This window comes from Viridibacillus sp. FSL R5-0888 (assembly GCF_038009105.1).
In the GTDB taxonomy this organism is placed as follows: Bacteria; Bacillota; Bacilli; order Bacillales_A; family Planococcaceae; genus Viridibacillus; species Viridibacillus arenosi.
Genome location: NZ_JBBPAU010000001.1, coordinates 3,903,453 through 3,925,351, shown reverse-complemented (window position 1 = coordinate 3,925,351; position 21,899 = coordinate 3,903,453). Strand labels below are relative to the sequence as shown.

Sequence of the window (21,899 nt, the reverse complement as noted above, 5' to 3'; positions counted from 1 at the left end):
AGTTTAATAGGAGGATTCAAGATGAATTCAGAAGAATTGTATGATGTAACAATTATTGGCGGTGGCCCAGCAGGACTTTTTTCAGCTTTCTATAGTGGCTTAAGAGAAATGAAAACAAAAATTATCGAATTCCAACCTTTTTTGGGAGGAAAAGTGCATGTGTATCCAGAGAAAATGATCTGGGATATTGGTGGACTGACACCTGTTACAGGTGAACGACTGATAGAACAATTGATTCAGCAGGGAATGACTTTCAATCCTAAGTTAGTATTAGGAGAAAAAGTTACGTCAATTAATAAAGGCGAAGATGGGAACTTTATTATTTCAACATCAGCGAACAATAAACACTTTTCAAAAACAGTTATTTTAGCTGTTGGGGGCGGTATTATAAATCCAACAAAACTAGATATCGAGGGCGCTGAACGGTTTGAAATTTCAAATTTACATTATACTGTCAAATCTCTAGAACGCTTTAAAAACAAAACTGTATTGATTTCAGGTGGCGGAAATGCTGCAATAGATTGGGCGAATGAATTGGAGCCCATTGCCAAAAAAGTTTACTTAACCTACCGAAAAGATATGTTAAAAGGGCATGAGGCAGAGGTATCACGTCTATTTAATAGTTCAATTGAGTGTTTACTAAATACATCAATTGAAAAACTAATTGCCTCAAATGATCACGAACGTATTGAAAAAGTCGAGTTGTTGAGTATTGAAGATGGCAATATTATTCAACTACCTGTTGATGAAGTTATTATTAATCACGGTTATGATAGAGATAAAGAGCTGACATCAAATAGTGGATTAAATATTGAAATGGCAAATGAATATAGTATTGCAGGAAGTCCTTTAAGTGAAACGTCTGTAGAAGGTCTATATGCTGCAGGTGATATTTTGAATCATGAAGGAAAGTTACATTTAATTGCAGGTGCATTTCAGGATGCAGCAAATGCAGTAAATAAAGCAAAGCAATACGTAATACCAGATGCATATGAGTATGGAATGGTGTCATCTCATAATGATATTTTCAAAGAAAAGAATAAGGAATTAGTGAAACATTTATACTTAGCGAAAAATTAACTATAAATATAAGCGTTTTTTACCAATGTATTTAAGTAACACTAGACTTTGAAACAATTTTTTGTTTTGGAGCCTAGTGTTTCTTTAATTTTAAAGGTATTTTTTTTCATTCTAATTTAATGCATTTATGAGAGGCTTAATTTTGAAATAGGATAAAATTAATTTCATTTCCATTAGTTATAAAAATTCACAAAATGTTCACATTTTAAAGGGATACATCAAAACGTTGATGTTCAGCCATTCAACGCGTTAAAGTGGCGAAGATGTCATATTTTGAATTGTCGAAAGATTCATAATGTTGTTGACGATTGACTTTTCCCCCTGTAATATAACACTAATTATAGTCACGCTAGATTAATAGAAGTGGTTACGATTCAAATAGGGGGGATTTCATATGAAGAAGGGTTACAAAAAGTTAGCATTTTTATTATTTGCAGCAATGCTAGTATTAGCAGCATGTGGAACCAAAGATAAATCTGACTCTGGAGGATCAGGCGATTCAGGATCTGAAAAATCAGATGAGAAAACATATAAAATCGGGATTTCTCAATACGTTGAACATCCATCTTTAAATGAAGCTACTGAAGGATTCAAAAAAGCAATTGAAGATAGCGGTCTTAAAGTAGAATTCAAAATTGAAAACGCACAAGGGGATTCGAGTATTAATACAACTGCAGCAAATAATTTAGTTGGTGACGGTATGGATTTAATATTTGCTAATGCAACGCCAAGTGCTCAAGCAGTTGCAGCTGCAACATCTGATATTCCGGTTCTTTTTACATCTGTAACAGATGCAGTAGGAGCAGAGCTTGTAAAATCAATGGAAGCTCCAGGTGGAAATGTAACAGGAACTCTTGATACACATCCAGAAGCTATTCCAAGTACAGTGAAGTTTTTAGCTGAAGAACTAAAAGCTAAAAAGATAGGAATGGTTTTCAACTCAGGAGAGCAAAACTCGCGTGTACAAGTGGATATGGTAAAAGAAGAAGCTAAAAAATTAGGTGTAACAATTGTAGAAGCATCTGTTTCAACATCTGCAGAAGTAAAACAGGCAACTGAATCATTAGTAGGAAAAGTAGATTCAATCTATATCATTACTGATAACACAGTTGTAACAGCACTTGAATCAGTGTTGGATGTGGCAACTGATAAGAAAATTCCTGTAATGGTTGGAGAATTAGACTCAGTTAAACGTGGAGGTCTAGGTGCTTACGGCTTTGCGTATTCGGATATTGGTTATGAAGCTGGTGAAATGGCAGTGAAAATCTTAAAAGATGGTGTAAAACCAGCAAATATCCCAGTGGCATATCCTAAAAACTTAAAATTCGAGATCAACAAGAAAGCAGCTGAACAACTTGGCTTAGACATTAAAGACGAATGGAAAGCAGAAGTAGTCGAATAGATAGGAGATGATTCTACATGTTTACAGCAATCTTTGGCTCTGTTGAGCAAGGAATCATCTATGCAATTATGGCGCTCGGAGTGTATCTTACATTCCGAGTTTTAGATTTTCCTGATTTAACAGTGGATGGTAGTTTTGTGACAGGTGCTGCAACAGCAGCGACTTTAATTGTACTTGGTTACCACCCAGCATTGGCAACAGCAGCGGCGATTGTCGCAGGTTTTTTAGCAGGATGTATGACAGGAATACTTCATACGAAGGCGAAAATCAATCCTTTGTTATCTGGGATATTAATGATGATTGCTCTTTATTCCATCAATTTACGTATTATGGGGGCAACTACAGAAACCGCAATTGGGCGTCCAAACGTACCGCTTTCGAACGTCGATTCACTGTTCACCATTTTCTTTGGCTGGTGGGGTAATTTAGGTATTGATACAGCAATAAATAACACTTTAAGCAGCATCGGCATCGAAAATGTTCCAAAAACATGGGGTACATTTTTCATTATGATCATCGTAACTTTTGCGATTAAAATTATTTTCGATAGGTTTTTAAAAACCGAAGTTGGTTTAGCTATTCGTGCAACCGGTGATAACGACAAAATGATTCGTAGCTTTTCTGCGAATACAGATACATTAATCATTTTAGGGCTGGGTATTTCAAATGCTTTGGTTGCATTATCAGGTGCCCTTATTGCGCAGTATACGAAATTTGCAGATGTGAGTATGGGTATAGGGATGATTGTTATCGGTTTAGCTTCTGTTATTATCGGGGAAGCGATTTTAGGGACGAAAACAATTGTCCGTACAACTTTAGCTGTGATTGTCGGTGCGATTATCTACCGAATTGTAATTGCTATCGCCCTTCGCGTTGAATTTTTAGATACCGGTGATATGAAGCTTATCACAGCATTAATTGTGGTCGTGGCGTTGATATTGCCTAAATTCTTTGAAAAACGTAAAGAGCGTGCACGCAAAGCAAAACGTCGAGGAGAACGTACGGTTACTAGTGAACAGGAGGCGAAACATCTTGCTTAAACTAGAGGGGATCAACAAAATCTTCAACGAAGCAACGCCAGATGAAAAAATTGCCTTAGATAATATTAATCTAGATTTAAAAACAGGTGATTTTGTCACTGTAATTGGTAGTAACGGTGCTGGGAAATCTACAATGATGAATATGATTTCGGGAGCTTTATCACCTGATTTTGGTACTGTTGAAATAGACGGAAAAAACGTAACCAAATATCCCGAATATAAACGCTCTCATTTAATTGGCCGTGTCTTCCAAGACCCAATGGCAGGTACAGCACCAACAATGACCGTAGAAGAGAACTTGGCGATTGCATATTCTCGCAATAAACGTCGTGGCTTACGTATAGGAGTCGATAAAAAGAGACGTGAGTTTTTCCGTGAATCATTGGAAGCATTACATCTCAATTTGGAAAACCGTTTAACAGCGAAAGTAGGCTTACTATCGGGTGGAGAACGACAAGCATTATCTCTACTAATGGCAACATTTACAAAGCCATCAATTTTATTATTAGATGAGCATACAGCTGCACTTGATCCTTCACGTGCAGAGCTTATTACGAATTTAACAAAGCAGTTAGTTGAAAAAGATAATCTGACAACATTAATGGTTACCCACAATATGCAACAAGCGCTTGATTTAGGTAACCGCCTCATAATGATGGATAAAGGCCAAATCATTTTAGAGGTTGACCCAGAAGCGAAAAAAGATTTAACAATCGCCGATTTAATGGATGCATTCCAACGTATTCGCAGTGAAAAGCTTGTATCAGACCGAACTCTACTAAGTGTATAGTAAGTAGAAATTGCAAAGCAGGAACCCTGTCTAAGGGTGCCTGCTTTTTGTTTACCTAAATCGTAAAATCTGATAGCATAGATAGCTTGATATATAAAATAAATCCATAGTATAAAACCGTTTCTTAGCTTCAAGTAAGAGCAGTATGGTTTATTTATAAATGAAGAACTAATGATTGCCTTCCTTGGAAAGCAGAGAATAAAAAAATGGAGTCTTCTACACTCAGAAGATTCCATTTTTTATGGATATTAAACTAATAGAGCAAATAACGTACTATCATTGTTCACTTCTTTAAATGAGAAACCGTTAAGTTTCATACGGCCAAGTAAACCAGCATAATCTTCAGGACGTTTTAACTCGATGCCTACAAGTGCTGGACCACTTTCTTTATTGTTTTTCTTCGTATATTCAAATGTTGTAATATCATCATCTGGACCAAGTACTTCACCAAGGAACTGACGAAGTGCACCTGCACGTTGTGGGAAATTGACGATGAAATAGTATAACAGACCTTCATGGATTAAGGATTTCTCTTTAATTTCTTGCATACGACCGATATCATTGTTACCACCGCTAATAATACAGACTACGGATTTCCCTTTAATCTGGTTTTGATAAGCATCCAGTGCCGCAACTGGTAAAGCGCCCGCTGGTTCAGCAATAATTGCATGCTTATTGTACAAGCTTAAAATGGTCGTACACACTTTACCTTCAGGAACGGCAATAATATCATCGACATACTTTTTGCAAAGTGCATATGTAGTGTCGCCAACACGTTGTACAGCAGCACCATCAACAAATTTTTCGATATAATCTAAGGCAACAGGACCACCGTTAGCAAAAGCTGCTTTCATACTCGCAGCACCACCGGGCTCAACCCCGATAATTTTAGTTTGAGGGGAAAGGTTTTTAATATAGGCAGATACACCGGCAATTAAGCCGCCTCCACCAATACTACCAAATACATAGTCAATCGGCTCTTCAATATCATTCATCACTTCTACGGCAACGGTGCCTTGTCCCGAGATTACATCTATATCATCGAATGGGTGAATGAAAATATGTTCTTCAGCCTTTGAAAATGCCTGCGCACTTCTAGCAGAATCATCAAAAGTATCGCCTGACAAAATAACCTCTACAAATTCACGTCCAAACATTTTCACTTGTTCTATTTTTTGAGAAGGAGTAGTTGTTGGCATGAAAATGTGCCCACGGATTCCTAAATTTGCACACGCATATGCAACGCCTTGCGCGTGGTTGCCTGCACTTGCACAAACAACACCTTTTTCTCTTGCATCATTCTCGATACTTTTAATTTTATAATAGGCACCTCGTAGTTTAAAAGAACGTACATGTTGCAAGTCTTCACGTTTTAAATAAACGGTACAACCATACTTTTCAGATAAATATTCATTTTTTTGTAATGGTGTGTGTGCAACAACATCTTTTAAAAATTGATAAGCAATTAGTACATTTTCCACCTGAACGGTCTTCACATCTGATACTGTCATAATTATTCGTCTAACCTCCGATTCCTTAAAATGCATTTATTCATTTTAACATATTATTCAAGTTGAATGGACTAAATATTAAGTTAATTCTAAATGTTTCGTTACTTATCGTTTGAGCGGGCAAAAAAGCGTTTCCAACTAGCTTTCAGTTATAATAGAAAGAACAGTATGAATGAACGGAAAGGATTACGAGTACAAATGAATTTCTTTGATAAAATGCAACAACATACGGGTGTTTCTTTAAATGATGTACAAAAACAGGCAGTTCGATATTCTGATGGTCCATTGCTATTGTTAGCATCACCCGGTTCAGGAAAAACGACAACTTTGAATATGAAAATTGGCTATCTATTATTAGTAAAGAAAATACCAGCACGTGCGATTTTAGCCATTACGTTTAGTAAAGCCTCCGCACAAGATATGGCACAGCGCTTCGACCAATTCTTTGGCAAACTGACGCATGAAAAGGTTCATTTCTCTACTATTCATAGCTTTGCTTTTCAAGTAGTACGAGAATACTTTGCAAAGCAACGCATAAATTTTCAACTAGTGGAGGGGGGCAATGACGTCCCACTTCATAAAAAAATAATTCTTCGAAATATATTTACGGAGATAAAGGATACAAATCCAACTGAAGATGAAATGGATGAGCTCCTTACTTATATCAGCTATGTAAAGAATCGTATGCTTTCAAGTAAGCAGCTAAGTACCGTAAAATCCTCCATCTCAGGCATAGCCGATATGTATAAAGCGTATGAACAATTCAAAACTCAAAACCCGCAATATCCACTCTTAGATTTTGACGATATGCTCACGTACTGTTTACGTATTTTACAAGACGATGAGCAAATTCGAACGAAATATCAGCGCCGTTTTGAATATATTTTAACGGATGAAAGTCAGGATAATTCCGTTATTCAGCATGAAATTATTACGATTTTAGCAAAACCACAAAATAATCTTTGCGTTGTAGCTGATGATGACCAATCTATTTTCATGTGGCGTGGATCGGATGTCCAAAAGTTATTAGAATTTGAAAAGAATTATCCTCAAGCAAAGATTTTAACAATGACTCAAAACTATCGCTCCACACCAGAAATCGTGAAAATAGCAAATGACTTCATCAAAAGAAACCCAAAGCGTTATACGAAGGAAATGTTCACGGAAAATCCATCTGGTGAATCAATTGAAATCCACAATATGCAGCGCTATGAGTTACAACTGAACTACATCATTCAAGAAATTGAGAAAAGTAGTAATCCGAAAGAAACGGCCATCTTATACCGTAATAATTCTTCGGCCATCCGATTAGTGGATAAGTTAAATAAAGCAGGTTTGCCATTCTATATGAAAGACGTAGATTTGAAATTTTTCCGACATTGGATTGTAGAAGATATTATCAATTTCATGCGCCTTTCCTATAATGATTCACGTGTAGACATTCTTGAGAAAGTCCATACGAAGATGAATGCATATATTACGAAAAAACAAATGATGTATTTAAAAAATAATAATGACAAAACTTCAGTTTTTGATCAGCTCCAAACGGTTCGACACGCAGATTATCAGGAGCAGGCATTGAATAAAACGAAGAAGTTAATTAAAAAGATAAATATACTAGATCCAGAAGAAGCGATTAAAATCATCCGTAAAAATCTAGGATATGAAAAATCGATTCGTAACACGGCTGAGCACCTTGGCTTCAATGAGGAAGGATTATTAGGTATTCTAAATCAACTAGAGCATATTGCGGTAGGTATACCAAATCTTGAAGCATTCGCAAGACGCTTAAAAGAGTTAGAGGAAATTATGAAAACGTCTTGGTCAAACAAAGGGCGTGATGTAGTTACTTTATCTACTTTGCATAGTGCAAAGGGGCTTGAGTATGACAACGTGTATATGATTGATCTAGTTGATGGTATTATTCCTTCAAAAGATGATTTAAAACAACAGGACGAAGATAATAGCGAACCAATAGAAGAAGCTGCCCGTCTCTTCTACGTTGGGATGACTCGTGCACGCAAGCATTTAGAATTGCTTACTTATCATTTAAAAGACGACGAACATGTAGAGGAGTCTCAGTTTTTAAAACAAGTACGGCGTTTAGTAAAAGGAAAAGAGTTAGTGAAAAAGGAGGTTGGTTATCTAAAAAGTAAACCTTCTAGAGATATTCCCGTAAATGCCATTACTAAAAAAGAAGATTTGCAATTGAATAGTTATGTAGAGCATCATGTTTTTGGTAAAGGAGAAATACGAGAGTTAAGTGGACAAGCTATTGGTGTTGAATTTGAATCTGTAGGTTATAAAAAATTTATGATCGATATATGCTTGAAACAAGGGTTTCTTTGTAATATAGAATAACAGGTATCTATTTGTGGCTTCCAAAATAGAAAATTTTATCAACTTATTTTTAAAATTAGTAATTGGTTTTAAAAATAAATTATCTAAAAATAAAGTGCTTTACGAATGCGGAAAAGATTGACTATCGGTTACTTAATATATAAAACGGTAGTTAAATAAATAAGCAGGACCGTCTTTTAAATAAGATGGTCCTGCTTTTATGATTAAAAAATTAAATGTCCGATACCAGCAATAATTGGTAGAGAAATCAAAGTACGTAATAAGAAAATAATCATTAACTCGAAAAAGTTAAGAGGAATCTTCGTACCAAGAATTAAGCCACCAACCTCTGACATGTAAATTAACTGTGAAACAGAAACACCTGCTATGACAAAGCGTGTTAAGTCTGACTCAATACCAGAACCAAGAATAGTAGGTAAAAACATATCTGCAAAACCAACAACCATAGTTTGTGCTGCTTCAGCAGCTTCAGGTAAACCTAGCACTGTTAAAATCGGTTCGAATGGCTTCCCTAAGAAAGTGAATATTCCAGTGAACTCGGCAAGTATTAACGCTACAGTACCAAATGCCATAACGATCGGTGCAACACCAAACCACATATCTAAAACGTTTTTAAAACCATCTACGAAAAATTTACTGAAATTACGATTACGTTCAGCTGTATTTAATGCATTTTCTAAACCATGTGTAATCATATTATAACCTTCTGGCAATTTCTCGCGCTCAAGGTCAAGTGGTTTTCCATTGATATACGTGTTCTTTTTCTTACAAAGGGGGTATATACGTGGCATGATTAATGCTAATACTAAACCACAAAGAACAACCGCACCGTAAAATGGAATGAAGTATTCACCTAAATGTACGGTATCAATTACAACTATACAAAATGTGATTGATACAATTGAAAATGAAGTCGCGATAATCGCTGATTCCTTTTGTGTATAGTTGCCTTCTTCATATTGACGACTAGTTAAAAGGACACCAATTGTACCATCGCCTATCCAAGAAGCTAATGCATCAATAGAAGAACGTCCAGGAATTTTGAATAATGGTCGCATAATTTTAACCATCATTGTACCGAAGAATTCAAGTAAACCGAATTCAGTTAAAAATGGAAGCAGTAGGCCTGCGAATAAGAAAATCGTGAATAGGAAAGTCACAAGACCACCGTCTGGATCCATTAACAGTCCACCTGTGTTTTCATTACGGATTACGCTCGGACCGAAATCTTGTACAACCATTAATGCAAAGACAAAACCAAGTACACGTGCGATTGTCCAAAACCAATTTACACGGAATATTCCATCAAACATTGTAGGTTTCTCAGGATTCTTTTGCGGAATAAAGTGATAAGCAACTGAGCCTAATGCTGCGATGAAAAATACGATAACTGTGAACCAGGAAATGAATGAAACTAAAGATCCAGCAAGTAAATTGGCCAAAATCGCAATAGGAACCTTCCAGCCGTCAGCTGTCTTAAGTGGCGTCATAAATAAGAATACGCCAATCAGTGACGGGATTATAAATAATAGCCAAGTAGATATAGGGAATTTTTTCATTTTATATTAAATACCTCGTTTTATAGTTGAATATTTATTCATCATAAAGAGTTTACATTCAGATGTAAATAGTTTAGGTAAAAGACGTACTTTTCAGACAATAACAAATGTGAATCCTTTTATTTACTTATGAAAAATAAAAAAGCCCCTGTCCATTTTTTGCCGGACAGGGGTGGAGTTATTCGTTTAAAATTGATCTTCAAAATCTTCATGCCAGCGATAGCTGAAGAAACGTTCATAAGTTAACCAGTTCTCAGCTTCTGGTTCACCTGCTTCTAGACGCTTTTCATTTTCTTCAAGCATCCAAGCAGTTTGAGAAATATGAGCGCGCATTGAGCCAAGTTTTTGCTCGCGTACGTCACGAATATTATTGACAATATCCGGTTCTCCAAGACCTTCGCCGGTATTATTTGCAAATGCTACAGCATGTAACTTCGGACGTTGTTCAACAGGCATACGACGTACAGCTCGCACAACAGCACGAGCAGTTGCTTCATGATCAGGGTGAACAGCGTAATTTGGATAGAATGTGATAATTAATGATGGATTCAATTCATCGATTAAACCAGTCATCATTTGTACCATTTTTTCATCATCTTCAAATTCTACTGTTTTATCACGTAAGCCCATCATACGTAAATCTGTAACGCCCATTGCTTCGCATGAAGCGATTAATTCTTTTTTACGGACTAAAGGTAAAGTCTCACGTGTCGCGAATGGGGGATTTCCAAGATTACGTCCCATTTCGCCAAGTGTTAAACATGCATATGTGACAGGGGTACCTTGATTGACATAAGTTGAGATGGTGCCAGAAACACCAAATGCTTCATCATCAGGATGGGGGAATACGACAAGTACGTGTCGCTCAGGTTGTAGTGTCATCTGAATCTCTCCTTAATTAATAAGTAAATGGTGTTTCGCTAATTTCAAGTGCTACTGCTAATTTACCGTCATAGTCATGTCCAGCCATTAACAGACGATTTTGTTCATCTATTTCAAAGTGAGTAATACCTTGAGCATAAACCCAGCCATGAGCCATTTTCAAACCAACACGGTGAGGAACATCTGCTGTAACTTTACCCAATTCATATTGAAGTTTAACGTTACGGATAAATGCACCAGCGTTGAATACTTTTTCATTGAAATGAGAGGCATAAGCCCCGTTGGTTGTCTCTAAATGTATATAAACATCTTTATTCGCAAAGGAATTAAGAAGTTGTTGAAGCTTTTCTATTTGTACTATTTCCATTTAAATTCTCCTTCCAACAGCTAGCAATCTATTCTCTAGTATAGAGAAAAATTCCTACGAATGCGATTCGAAAGCTCAAAAATTATATTTTCTTTATATGCTTTGTAAGAATTAAGCTGAAAGTTGTATCTATAGAAGTAGAGTAAGGAAAAATTGTTTCTTTATCTAAAAGTGTATGGTTTATTATTATGTTCTTTTAAATAAGGACAACCTGTTTATATAAAAAGTACTGCTTTTTTTGCATAAAGAACTGTTGTCCCATCATAAATTCTTAGACATCGTTTAAATCTGAAAAGATATACATAAAAAACCTCCGCAATTAATGAAATTGCGAAGGATCTATTATTCGATATTAAACTTCAGTAGTAGTGATTTTCGGAGTACCGTAAACACCTTTTGCACCATGCATAACAGGGCCAACGAATTGATTTAATTTCCAGCCATGTTCAATTGCAGCAGCAACGAAAGCTTTTGATTCGAAAACAGCTTCTTTTACAGATAAACCGTTTGCTAGGTTAGCTGTAATAGCAGCAGCAAAAGTACAACCAGCACCATGGTTATAAGTAGTATCTACTTTATCGGCTTCAAGAAGGATGAATTTTTCACCATCTGAGAATAGGTCGATAGCTTTTTCATGTTGCAACGCTTTACCGCCTTTGATGATAACGTTTTTAGCACCAAGTTCATGGATTTTTTGTGCTGCGACTTTCATTTCTTCAATTGTTTTTGGTGTACCTGTTCCAGCCAATTGTCCAGCTTCAAAAAGATTTGGTGTTGTAACAAGTGCTTGTGGAATAAGGTATTTAATCATAGCTTCAACGTTTCCTGGATTTAAAACCTCATCTTCACCTTTACATACCATTACTGGATCAATAACAACGTTTGATGTGCCAGAGTTTGCAATTGCTTCACCAGCTACTTGAATAGCTTCTTCAGTAGAAATCATCCCTGTTTTTACTGCATCAATGCCTGTAGAAAGAGTTGTTTTTAGCTGAGCCTTAAGAACATCGATTGGTAATGTATATACACCATGAGACCAGTTATTGTCTGGATCCATTGTAGCAACAACAGTCACTGCACACATACCGTATGTGCCATGCTCTTGGAAAGTTTTTAAATCAGCTTGTAAACCTGCACCACCAGAAGCATCGGTGCCGGCAATTGTTAGTGTTTTTTTTAGTGACATAGAAAAAGACTCCTTTTATGAAAAAACTTATTTTATTAAACTTTCCGAATATAAAAAATGTAATTGAATAGTCCTATTATAACGAATTAACTGGCTAGAATGAAATGGTCAAAAACCAACTTTTTAATAAGGTCAGTTTGGATTTCTATTTAGGTAACCGATCTGCATTTATAATTCTTCGTATAATAATAATCCCACCTAAACAAAGTAAACCTACAATGGTAGCTGCTATGTAATGACCCTTTTGTATAAATCCAATTAATAAAAATATAAAAAGTAAAATAATAATAGCAAAGAATATATAAAAACAACCCATGCCAAACGATTTTGCCTGCTCCGGCACGTGCTGGCCACTTTCAGCTACATTCGTAATTCTTTTCACCTTTTCTCGCCATTGTAAATCAGCCATTCCACCAACTCCTTTCCATTATATTACTCTAAAACGGTTTTAAATAATATTTCCGTTAATCACCAAATTCAATCGACTGTATTAATAGCGCAGAAACTTTTATAATAGGAGTGAACATAGTAGAATAATGTCGAATTGAATATCAGGAATAGTAAATTCCTTTTAGATTAATAGAAGAGAGGGATTAAGGTGACTTCAAATAAGAAAATACGAGAGCTTGAGAAGATGTTAAAAGAGTTAAAGTCAGAAGAACAATCTGCCACAATTCTTGATTCTTCAGAGTCTCTTTACTATAGGAAAGATAGAAAAAAGGGTTTTATTCGGAAATTTTTTATACCTAAGTTCTTTATGCAATGGTATGTATGGGCAACTATAATTGTCCTAGCGCTATTAATTATCATTCCGATTGCAACTATGAACATTATTAAAGGAAGTACATTCACAGAAAATAAAGGTTCAATCATGGAACGAATTCAAAATTTAAATGAACTAACAACAGCAGAGGCATATACAAAGATTATGATTGAACGTTCTGACAATAAACTTTTCGGTAAAGAGATTGGCTTAAACTTACCTGGAACTAAAAGAGAATTATTAGTTGTTATACCTGGTGGCGTTAAAGCAGGTGTAGACTTTTCAAAGATTACCGAAAAAGATATTGAATTAAATGAAGAGAAGAAAATAGCTACGATTACATTGCCAAGTGCAAAAATACTAGGGGAGCCTCAAATAGACTTTGATCATGTTCAAGTCTTTTCAAGTGAAGGCCTGTTCCGAGAAAAAGCAGATATTAGCGAAGCATATGAACTTGCTAAAGAAGCAAAGAAACTAATGATTGAAGAAGCAACCACTCAAGGGGTTATTGATACAGCAAAAAGTAATGCGCAAAGTTCTGTCGCTGATATGTTTGCACTTGTCGGATATGATGTGACAGTGGAATTTAAGGAGTAGAAAAGATGACAAAGCAAATTTTAGACAACGATTGGCAGCGAGTACTCAGTACAGAATTTAATCAGCCTTATTTTTTACAGCTTCAGGATTTTTTAGAAAATGAATATGCGACACGAACGAATTACCCTCCCAAAGCGGAGATATGGAACGCTTTTCGTTATACACCATACAATGATGTGAAAGTTGTCATATTAGGGCAAGATCCTTATCACGGAGCAGGGCAAGCACATGGATTGAGCTTTTCAGTGAAACGAGGTGTGAAGCATCCACCAAGTTTAAAAAATATGCTAAAGGAAATGGAGTCGGATTTAGGCTTTCCGATTCCATTAGACGGGACATTAACTAAATGGGCAGAGCAAGGCGTGCTTATGTTAAACACCGTTTTAACGGTGCGTGAAGGACAAGCTCATTCACATAAAAAGCAAGGCTGGGAGCAGTTTACAGACACAGTTATTCAAAAACTATCAGACCGTGAACAACCTATTATATTCGTCCTTTGGGGTAAACCAGCACAACAAAAAAAACGACTGATTGATACAAGCCGCCATGCTATTATCGAAGCACCTCATCCAAGTCCGCTTAGTTCATATCGAGGATTTTTCGGTAGTAAACCGTATTCCAAAATCAATGCACAGCTCCGAGAGTGGGGAGTATCACCAATAGATTTTGATTTAACGAAATAACCATATGAAAAACCGTTCTTTTTGTGGAGAACGGTTTTTATTTTTGAGTATAGGGTTTGAGAAATGCAGGTGAATTACTAGTACTAGAGTTGATATAAAAAGTGGAGAATTAAGGTTTTGAAGACGTGAATATTCAGCTAAATAACAAAGGTGCTAGTTAGCGCAACAAACAGCAGAGTCAGTGCAACAAAGGTCGGAGTTACTGCAACAAACAACTAACTTAGAGCAACAATCACCCTCACTAACTGTCTTCCTACTTTTAATGAACGTCTTCAGCATTAAAGTCAAAAACACGTCACTTTATGGTTTGATATAATCATGGTAAAGTGAAGTATGAAGAGGGGGAGCGTCATGCAAGAGAGTTGTTTTAAATGTAGGCATTTCTATGTGACTTGGGATCAAAGAAGTCCTAGAGGTTGTCGAGCATACCAATTCAAAAGTAAGGAGCTACCTTCTGTAATTGTAAAAAGGTCCTCGGGTCTTGAGTGTTTGAAATTTGAGCTGAAGCAGGGAGGGAACATCTAATGATTTCTCATGAATTAATTGTTACTGAAATTGACAAACATTTATTGCAGGCAAAGCATGCTCAAAATGAGCAGGAAATTCGTGAAGCGCTTTCTGCGGTTCGAGCGTTATGCGATGTAGTGCTAGCTAAATCTTCAGAAACTATAGCAAGACCATCAAGACCACTTGACATGCAAACTAGCCAAGTAATTCAATCACAGAATATACAACCATCACAACAGATGATGCAGACCCAGATACCGGCTTCCATTACTACAAACAAGCTTCATGAAGAGGATGCAAATGGTGACTCGATTTTTGATTTTTAGAAAAGGAAGTGTCAAAAGAAAATGAGATTTTTTATTATTTCAGGAGCTGTGAACGCATTCATCGCAGTGGCACTAGGTGCTTTTGGAGCACATGCACTTGAGGGGAAATTATCCGATCATTATGCAGCCGTATGGGATACAGCTGTACAGTATCAAATGTTCCATGCATTAGGATTAATCGCAATCGGCATATTAATGAGTTCGTCATTAATAGGACCAGTTACACAACTTTCACGTGCAGGTTATTTAATGCTTGCAGGGATCGTATTTTTTGCAGGTAGCTTATATGTTCTGTGCTTAACAGGTGTTGGCGTTTTAGGGGCTATTACACCAATTGGTGGAGTTCTATTCTTAGCTGCTTGGGTAATGGTTATTCTAGCAACTCTTAAACATGTTTAATTTTGAAAGAAATCCTACTTGCTAATTTATCAGGTAGGATTTTTTAGTAAAGGTCGGTACTTTATTAAAAATACGTATTATTTTTTTAATAAAATATAGAAGATGAGGTGATGAAATGGTAGTAAGCCAAAGAGATATAAAAAGCTATATTTGGATGGCGTTACTTTTACTTGTTCTTGCAACGAACTTTGCATTATATCGGACGCCATTGTCAGAAATTTTTTTATCAGAGGAAACAAAAAGTGTTATTCTAGGGAGTCTTTTTGATTTTGCAATTGTCACACCGTTATTAATCATCGCAATCGATCGAAAAAATAAATTTACTATTAAACGTTTCATAATGTTAATGGCAGGCGGATTAATTTTCGCAAAGCTATTAATACCAGCCCATCATCTTGCGCCATTTGTCGGGTTCTCTTATGTAGGTTTTGCAATAGAAGGCTCTATAATTTTACTTGAGCTCAGTTTGATTGGATTACTATTTTTCCTCATGCCTGCTGTCATTCGAGAAGTACGAACCTATGATGAAAGTTTATTGTTTGCCTTTCCAAAAGCTGTTCAAAAAAAGGTATCTAAGCAACGAATTGTACAAATGATTATCTCAGATTTACTTATGTTTTATTATGCCTTTGCTTCATGGAAAAAGCCTATTCCAGTAACATCTAACACCTTCACTTTACACAAAAAATCTAGTCTACTTGCCTTTCAAATTATGCTAATACATGCGATAGTAATCGAAACATTAGGCATCCATTGGTGGCTTCATGAAAAATCAATGATTCTTTCCATTATCCTACTCATATTGAACGTATATAGCGTTATTTTCTTTCTTGGAGATATACAAGCAGTACGTTTGAATCCAGTACGTCTAAAAGAGCAGAAATTATATTTGTCATTAGGTCTTGTAAAACAAATGGAACTTTCATTAGACGATATTAAGTCAATCACAACTGATCAAGAAGAACTCGAGAAAAAGCTTAATGCTAAAACAACGATTGAATTTGTTGCAAGAGACTTTGAAGAAGTGCACCCACATATGATTTTAGAATTAAAAAAACCATGTACGGCATCTTTGTTAATCGGTTTTAAAAAGCAATATACACGAGTCGCTATTCGTCTTGATGACCCAATAGCATTCAAACAAGCATTGCAACAGCGTTTAATTAATGAATAAAAAGCCAAAAACCCTTCCGACTTATATGGAAGGGTTTTGCTATTTACTGAGATTGATTAAAATAAGCTAATTCCTCATCGAATTCTGCATAATCAAAGTAGATCATTGGGAAGAGATATCGGTGATTCGTTCTGAGATCACGTAAAATGACATGATCGCGCCCAGCCGCCTCCACGACACCGCGTACGTTAATCGTATTTTTGCCAGCTTCTACTGCATGCTCAAACGAAAAGTGAAAATTCCCCGGCTTCCCACGATTTAGTCGTAAAATGTTTTCAATATAAGATTCCTCACGCTGTGGAAAACCTGGTGGTCTACCACTCGGAATTGTCACTGGGGGAGGAGTCATTTGTTGTTGATAGCTAGGTGTCCAATAATACTGGACCATTCATTCATCCTTTCTAACAGTTAAATTTGCGGACAATCACTTTCACTTGGTGCGAAGAAGCAATGCGACTTAAAACGCCCAGTATTCCATTGACCATACCATTGAGCAGGACAGCCACCCTCAGGCATGAAAAACCATAGCGAGCGCGTTGCTGGGTGGAATCTTTCGCCGTTAATTACTCTACGCGCTAAACGTTTATCTTGTTCGCGTGCCCGTTGATAAAAATACCCTTTCTGCGTTGCTTCAAATCCACCTGGACTTTGAAAAACCATTTGTTCAATTGTTCGAATATCAGTAAAGTCGAGACAGCTAGCAAGTACCCTATTTACACCGACATTGCCAACCATTAGCATTCCAAGTTCACCGTCACCTTCTGCCTCGGCTCGCATCAACCTTGCTAGTAACTCTAGTTGTTTTTCTGTCGATTGTATAACAGGCATCGCAAAACCTCCTCATTAAAATATATGCAATATTAAGAAATTAAGACCGCCTATTCGTGTATAATGAAAAAAATATCTATTTAGGAGATGTATTTCATGAAGGAAAGTGCACTTGCGATTCAGACAAAATTACAATCGTTAGGTTTCGATAATGAAGTAGTAGAGTTACCTGATAGCGCACGTACAGCACAAGAAGCGGCAGATGCCATTGGATGTAAGGTTGCGCAAATTGCTAAATCGATCATTTTTCGTATGAAAAATACTAATACTCCACTTTTAGTTGTAGCAAGTGGTATTAATCGTATAAATGAGAAGCATATTGCCAAAGTTGTAGAAGACAAGCTTGGTAAAGCTGATGCAGAATTTGTTCGTGAACATACAGGATTTGTAATAGGGGGAGTATCTCCCATCGGACATGTATCAGAAATTCTAACTTTGATTGATGAGGACCTTTTTCAATATGATACAATTTGGGCAGCAGCGGGTCATCCAAAGGCTGTGTTCCAGCTAACTGCAGATGAACTCTTACAGCTCACCGGCGGCAAAATTGTCGCAGTTAAATAATAAGAGGGCAAAACTCACGAAACCTCACAGAAAGAAGTGTCATACATGCATTTTGTTTTCGATTTGGATGGGACGATTTGTTTTAAAGGCCAACCAGTCACAGAACCTATTCTTCAAAGCTTAGAGCAACTTACAGCAAGTGGACATGAAGTCGTTTTTGCATCCGCACGCCCGATACGCGATTTATTGCCTGTACTGCATAAAAGATTTCATGGGTATAAAATGATAGGTGGGAATGGCTCACTTATATGTCAGAATGGAAATATTAAACAAGTAGCTCGATTTAGCCCAACAATATTAGTTAAGTTAAAGGCATTATTAGAAAAATATCAAGCTACGTATTTAATTGATGGCGACTGGGATTATGCTTATACAGGACCTGCAGATCACCCGATATTAAATAATCTTAATCCTCATAATTTAGCAGAAAAGAAACCGCTTGAAAAACTAAGTTCGATTATTAAAATACTTATTCTGACCTCGTGTAATATGGAAGCCCTTCATGAAGATTTGAAACAACTAGATGTTATCATTCATTTACATAGAGATGAGGGGATATTGGATATTAGTCCAACAGGTATTCATAAATGGAGTGCCTTGAAGCAACTGAATATTTCTTCTGGTAGTTATATTGCATTTGGGAATGATACTAATGATATCTCTATGTTCGAACATGCCCATCATGCTGTTATGATAGGCCATCATGAGATACTCGCTCCATATTCTGATGAAGCTATTACAAATGATGTTAATGTTGAACAGCAAATTATTGAGAAATTAGCAGAATTTAATGTTCGATATGCATAAAACGTTTTCTGAAAAAATAATGTCTATTAAGTAAAGAGACACACAAAACAGCAAACTCTTTCGATTCAATTTAAAGAGCTTGCTGTTTTATTTGTTCTACTGTGGAAGACTGTTGGCCATTCGACATTTTGGTCCAATGACTAGAATAAGAATGCAATTCACATGACAAGCATACTCCAGTCATTCCTGCCAAATTATGTTAATGTAACAATCCATATTATCTATAGCTCAGCATATCGTATCCACCAAATTTTAGGTTTTAATAAAGTGTACATTTAAAGGTTTCAAGTGAAAAGACACATATGAACGTAAAAAAAGAAAGCTCAATAAAATAAAGAGCTTTCATTTAAAGATAAAAAATTAAACTGTTAGGAATTTCACTAATTTTTCGTTGTCCAAAATATTACCAACGAAGAATGCGCCGAACTCTGCATAACGAGCACTTACTTCATCAAAACGCATCTCATAAATTAGTTTTTTGAATTGCAATACGTCTTCAGCAAATAGAGTAACGCCCCATTCATGATCGTCAAAACCGACAGAACCTGAGATGATTTGTTTAACTTTACCTGCATAGCTACGGCCGATTAAACCGTGACTGCGCATTAATTCTTTACGCTCGTCCATTGGTAGCATATACCAGTTAGCGCCTTTTTGACGTCGTTTATCCATTGGATAGAAACAAATATGATTCCAACGAGGTAATTCAGGATATAAACGAGAGCGTACATGTGGATTTTGGTACGGATCTTCGTCAGAGTCTTTTCCAGCAAGGTAGTTTGAAAGCTCAACTACTGAAACATAAGAGAAAGAAGGAATTGTGAAATCAGCAATTGCTAACTTGTTGAATTCGGTTTCAATCTCTTGTAATTCTTCCATTGTTTCGCGTAATGTCATAAGTACGAAATCTGCTTTTTGACCTACGATTGAGTAGAAAGCATGGCTCCCTGTTTTCGCAATGTCAGCTTCGTTAATTTTTTCTAGATATTTAATGAATTCTTCAACCGCTGCTTGACGCTCTTCTTCAGAAACTAGTTTCCAAGAAGCCCAGTCAATTGAGCGGAAATCATGTAATACGTACCAACCATCTAATGTTTGTGCTGCTTCAATCATTGTGTATGGACACTCCTTTTAGTGAGAATCATTCTGCATTAGTTTAGCATAAATAAAGAAAATAAGTCTCTCTATTGTTTGAAAGTCACGAATTTGACATGAGAAAATTGACCGATTCGTGTATGCTAGTGAAGAAAACATTATAGTCCAGGAGAATAAAAATGTTAACATACTTACAGCAAAAAACATGGCGTTTTTGGGATCAATCCGTGAGTGGTATTGGACACTCACCATTAGAATCATTTGCCGCTGATGATACATTGTGCCATTTAGTTGGCCAAGACATCTCACCAGCAACAGTCCGCACCTGGGTGCATGATCGTTCAGTTGTACTTGGCATTCAGGACCATCGTTTGCCACATATTGCAGAAGGTATGAATTTTTTGGAGGTAAAAGGTTTCACACCAATTGTTCGTAACTCAGGTGGGCTTGCAGTTGTGTTAGATTCAGGTGTTTTGAATATTTCCATCGTTCTGTCTGAACAGCATTCAAAAATCGATATTAATACAGGTTATGAAGTGATGTTAGAACTCATCAAAGCATTATTTCCAAAAGCTGCAGAACATATTGAAGCGTATGAAATCATCGGTTCATACTGCCCAGGTTCTTATGATTTAAGTATAGGTGGAAAGAAGTTCGCAGGCATCTCACAACGTAGATTGCGTCAAGGTATCGCCGTCCAAATCTATCTATGCATAGAAGGCAGTGGAGCAGAGCGTGCCAGTTTAATAAGAGATTTTTATAAAATAGGTCTGCAGGATGAGCAGACAAAATTTGAATATCCACAAGTACGTCCAGAAGTTATGGCTTCCTTATCCGAACTTTTAAATGAAAAATTGACAGTTCAACAAACCGTTATAGATTTACAAAAATTATTAATGGAACTTAGTGATGAACTAAAAATAGGTTCATTACAGCAAGAAGAAATGGAACTTTATAGTTTCTATTTGAATCGCGTGTTTGAACGTAATAAAAAGATGTTAAGTGAATAACAGAGAAAAAATTAACCCGACTCGCAAGCGGGCCGGGTTTTAGTATTGGATTAAAAAAGATGAGTATAGGAAGTAGAAGAGTAGCGATAGAATCTCTTAGTGAAATACTACCCTCTCATTAACCCTATTAATTTGTAGGCGGTTCTTTAACAACTAAATTCCCGTTGCGTTCCATAGTGAAGACGGGAGCGATATGCTCTTCCTCTTCATCTAGTGTTATCATTCGACGAGCGCGATTCATAATTTGAGCAAATTGCTCATAATCTTTGCGCATGTGGCGATTCTCCTTCTCTAGTTTGTTAAGTTCAGCTTCTAAGCGAGATACCTTATCATTAGCCACATTAGCCAAATGACGCCATCTTGTAGTCTCAGAATCATTGCCACTACCCATATGTTGTAAGCGCATTAAATAAGCTATGACAACATCAAGTGATAGCGATGATAGTGGAATAGAACGTTGTTGCTCAGTGACACCATTACTCTCACTATTTCCACTAGTAGGTAGGACGTAGATTCCTGTATTTCGGCGACGCACGGTTTGTCCGAATACACGCATCCGCTCCTTGCGCTCCTTTTTAGCTCCTGCTAATTCATTTTCATAGATTTTGCGAACGACCGCATTCCAACGGAATCCACATGCTGCTGCAGTACGATTTAGGGCATCTCCCGCTTCTTCAAAGGCATTTAATTGTGTACTTCCTTCTTTAACATGTCGAATAACTGCTTCTGCTAATAATTCATCGTTTTCTTTTAACCAAGCATCTTGTCTCACTTTTACCATTTTATAACCTCCTATAATGTTGATAGTCTCAGCGTGGTCACTTTCTCTATTTTTTATTCACAAACTTGCAAAATATTATGCTAGATGTTGTGATAAAGGCTTTTGTAACGAAAAGAAAAGAGAATGCTATGAGACAATGACCTATTATAAGCTTGAAGGAACGGCTATAAATACGATACAATGACTG

At 36.5% G+C, this 21,899-nt stretch carries 23 protein-coding genes; 13 read left to right on the top strand and 10 right to left on the bottom strand.

The window, feature by feature from the left end:
- Nucleotides 1-21 precede the first annotated feature (21 nt).
- The 4 genes from MKY02_RS19445 to MKY02_RS19430 all read left to right on the top strand — a co-directional run bounded on the left by MKY02_RS19445 (nt 22) and on the right by MKY02_RS19430 (nt 4,312).
- Entirely contained in the window at nt 22-1,080 is a 1,059-nt protein-coding gene (locus tag MKY02_RS19445; protein ID WP_038180203.1) for an NAD(P)/FAD-dependent oxidoreductase, read from the top strand.
- A 394-nt stretch (nt 1,081-1,474) separates the two neighbouring features.
- Nucleotides 1,475-2,482 carry an ABC transporter substrate-binding protein gene (locus MKY02_RS19440; protein WP_038180201.1) on the top strand — a complete coding sequence of 336 codons (1,008 nt, stop codon included), beginning with the start codon at nt 1,475-1,477 and terminating at the stop codon, nt 2,480-2,482.
- A 17-nt stretch (nt 2,483-2,499) separates the two neighbouring features.
- Nucleotides 2,500-3,522, top strand: a complete 1,023-nt coding sequence (locus MKY02_RS19435) for an ABC transporter permease (RefSeq protein ID WP_038180198.1) — start codon at nt 2,500-2,502, stop codon at nt 3,520-3,522.
- Nucleotides 3,515-4,312, top strand: coding sequence for an ABC transporter ATP-binding protein (locus MKY02_RS19430; RefSeq protein WP_340711627.1), 798 nt, complete (start codon nt 3,515-3,517; stop codon nt 4,310-4,312). Before MKY02_RS19435 ends, MKY02_RS19430 begins: the two co-directional genes overlap by 8 nt.
- A gap of 248 nt (nt 4,313-4,560) precedes the next feature.
- Here MKY02_RS19430 and ilvA read toward each other — a convergent pair whose 3' ends face one another.
- On the bottom strand, nt 4,561-5,823 hold the full coding sequence (gene ilvA, locus MKY02_RS19425; protein WP_038180194.1) for a threonine ammonia-lyase IlvA: 1,263 nt from the start codon (nt 5,821-5,823) through the stop codon (nt 4,561-4,563).
- A 168-nt stretch (nt 5,824-5,991) separates the two neighbouring features.
- Here ilvA and MKY02_RS19420 point away from each other — a divergent pair, with 168 nt between their 5' ends.
- Nucleotides 5,992-8,184 carry an ATP-dependent helicase gene (locus MKY02_RS19420; RefSeq protein ID WP_235175681.1) on the top strand — a complete coding sequence of 731 codons (2,193 nt, stop codon included), beginning with the start codon at nt 5,992-5,994 and terminating at the stop codon, nt 8,182-8,184.
- Between the two features lie 203 nt (nt 8,185-8,387).
- Here the strand turns inward: MKY02_RS19420 and MKY02_RS19415 are convergent, their stop codons facing one another.
- The 5 genes from MKY02_RS19415 to MKY02_RS19395 form a co-directional block, all read right to left on the bottom strand.
- Nucleotides 8,388-9,743 (bottom strand): YjiH family protein, encoded by a 1,356-nt coding sequence (locus MKY02_RS19415; protein WP_076034278.1) that lies wholly within the window; start codon nt 9,741-9,743, stop codon nt 8,388-8,390.
- 186 nt (nt 9,744-9,929) lie between these two features.
- Complete coding sequence (gene bshB2, locus MKY02_RS19410) at nt 9,930-10,625, bottom strand: bacillithiol biosynthesis deacetylase BshB2 (RefSeq protein ID WP_038180190.1); 696 nt, start codon at nt 10,623-10,625, stop codon at nt 9,930-9,932.
- A 16-nt stretch (nt 10,626-10,641) separates the two neighbouring features.
- Nucleotides 10,642-10,992 (bottom strand): YojF family protein, encoded by a 351-nt coding sequence (locus tag MKY02_RS19405; protein ID WP_038180187.1) that lies wholly within the window; start codon nt 10,990-10,992, stop codon nt 10,642-10,644.
- Nucleotides 10,993-11,344: 352 nt separating this feature from the next.
- Nucleotides 11,345-12,178: a bifunctional hydroxymethylpyrimidine kinase/phosphomethylpyrimidine kinase gene (thiD, locus tag MKY02_RS19400; RefSeq protein ID WP_076034279.1), complete on the bottom strand. Its 834-nt coding sequence runs from the start codon at nt 12,176-12,178 to the stop codon at nt 11,345-11,347.
- Between the two features lie 145 nt (nt 12,179-12,323).
- A complete protein-coding gene (locus MKY02_RS19395) occupies nt 12,324-12,587 on the bottom strand; it encodes a hypothetical protein (protein WP_038180183.1) in 264 nt (87 codons plus the stop codon).
- Nucleotides 12,588-12,776: 189 nt separating this feature from the next.
- Here MKY02_RS19395 and MKY02_RS19390 point away from each other — a divergent pair, with 189 nt between their 5' ends.
- The 5 genes from MKY02_RS19390 to MKY02_RS19370 all read left to right on the top strand — a co-directional run bounded on the left by MKY02_RS19390 (nt 12,777) and on the right by MKY02_RS19370 (nt 16,627).
- Complete coding sequence (locus tag MKY02_RS19390) at nt 12,777-13,538, top strand: DUF4230 domain-containing protein (RefSeq protein ID WP_038180181.1); 762 nt, start codon at nt 12,777-12,779, stop codon at nt 13,536-13,538.
- Between the two features lie 5 nt (nt 13,539-13,543).
- A complete protein-coding gene (locus tag MKY02_RS19385) occupies nt 13,544-14,221 on the top strand; it encodes a uracil-DNA glycosylase (RefSeq protein WP_038180178.1) in 678 nt (225 codons plus the stop codon).
- Between the two features lie 524 nt (nt 14,222-14,745).
- Nucleotides 14,746-15,054 carry a YwdI family protein gene (locus MKY02_RS19380; RefSeq protein ID WP_038180173.1) on the top strand — a complete coding sequence of 103 codons (309 nt, stop codon included), beginning with the start codon at nt 14,746-14,748 and terminating at the stop codon, nt 15,052-15,054.
- Nucleotides 15,055-15,075: 21 nt separating this feature from the next.
- Complete coding sequence (locus MKY02_RS19375) at nt 15,076-15,453, top strand: DUF423 domain-containing protein (protein ID WP_038180164.1); 378 nt, start codon at nt 15,076-15,078, stop codon at nt 15,451-15,453.
- Between the two features lie 115 nt (nt 15,454-15,568).
- Complete coding sequence (locus MKY02_RS19370) at nt 15,569-16,627, top strand: beta-carotene 15,15'-monooxygenase (RefSeq protein WP_340711626.1); 1,059 nt, start codon at nt 15,569-15,571, stop codon at nt 16,625-16,627.
- A gap of 43 nt (nt 16,628-16,670) precedes the next feature.
- Here the strand turns inward: MKY02_RS19370 and gerQ are convergent, their stop codons facing one another.
- Nucleotides 16,671-17,015, bottom strand: coding sequence for a spore coat protein GerQ (gerQ, locus tag MKY02_RS19365; protein WP_038180162.1), 345 nt, complete (start codon nt 17,013-17,015; stop codon nt 16,671-16,673).
- A 20-nt stretch (nt 17,016-17,035) separates the two neighbouring features.
- Nucleotides 17,036-17,455, bottom strand: coding sequence for a cell wall hydrolase (locus MKY02_RS19360; protein ID WP_038180160.1), 420 nt, complete (start codon nt 17,453-17,455; stop codon nt 17,036-17,038).
- A gap of 96 nt (nt 17,456-17,551) precedes the next feature.
- On the opposite strand from MKY02_RS19360, the gene MKY02_RS19355 reads away from it, so the two are divergent.
- On the top strand, nt 17,552-18,019 hold the full coding sequence (locus MKY02_RS19355) for a YbaK/EbsC family protein (RefSeq protein WP_235175680.1): 468 nt from the start codon (nt 17,552-17,554) through the stop codon (nt 18,017-18,019).
- A 45-nt stretch (nt 18,020-18,064) separates the two neighbouring features.
- On the top strand, nt 18,065-18,826 hold the full coding sequence (locus MKY02_RS19350; RefSeq protein ID WP_038180154.1) for an HAD-IIB family hydrolase: 762 nt from the start codon (nt 18,065-18,067) through the stop codon (nt 18,824-18,826).
- A gap of 360 nt (nt 18,827-19,186) precedes the next feature.
- Here the strand turns inward: MKY02_RS19350 and hemQ are convergent, their stop codons facing one another.
- On the bottom strand, nt 19,187-19,939 hold the full coding sequence (hemQ, locus tag MKY02_RS19345; protein ID WP_038180145.1) for a hydrogen peroxide-dependent heme synthase: 753 nt from the start codon (nt 19,937-19,939) through the stop codon (nt 19,187-19,189).
- A 161-nt stretch (nt 19,940-20,100) separates the two neighbouring features.
- Between hemQ and MKY02_RS19340 the strand changes: the two genes are divergently transcribed.
- On the top strand, nt 20,101-20,931 hold the full coding sequence (locus MKY02_RS19340; protein ID WP_076034281.1) for a lipoate--protein ligase family protein: 831 nt from the start codon (nt 20,101-20,103) through the stop codon (nt 20,929-20,931).
- Nucleotides 20,932-21,058: 127 nt separating this feature from the next.
- Here the strand turns inward: MKY02_RS19340 and MKY02_RS19335 are convergent, their stop codons facing one another.
- On the bottom strand, nt 21,059-21,712 hold the full coding sequence (locus MKY02_RS19335; protein WP_038180141.1) for an RsfA family transcriptional regulator: 654 nt from the start codon (nt 21,710-21,712) through the stop codon (nt 21,059-21,061).
- Nucleotides 21,713-21,899 lie beyond the last annotated feature (187 nt).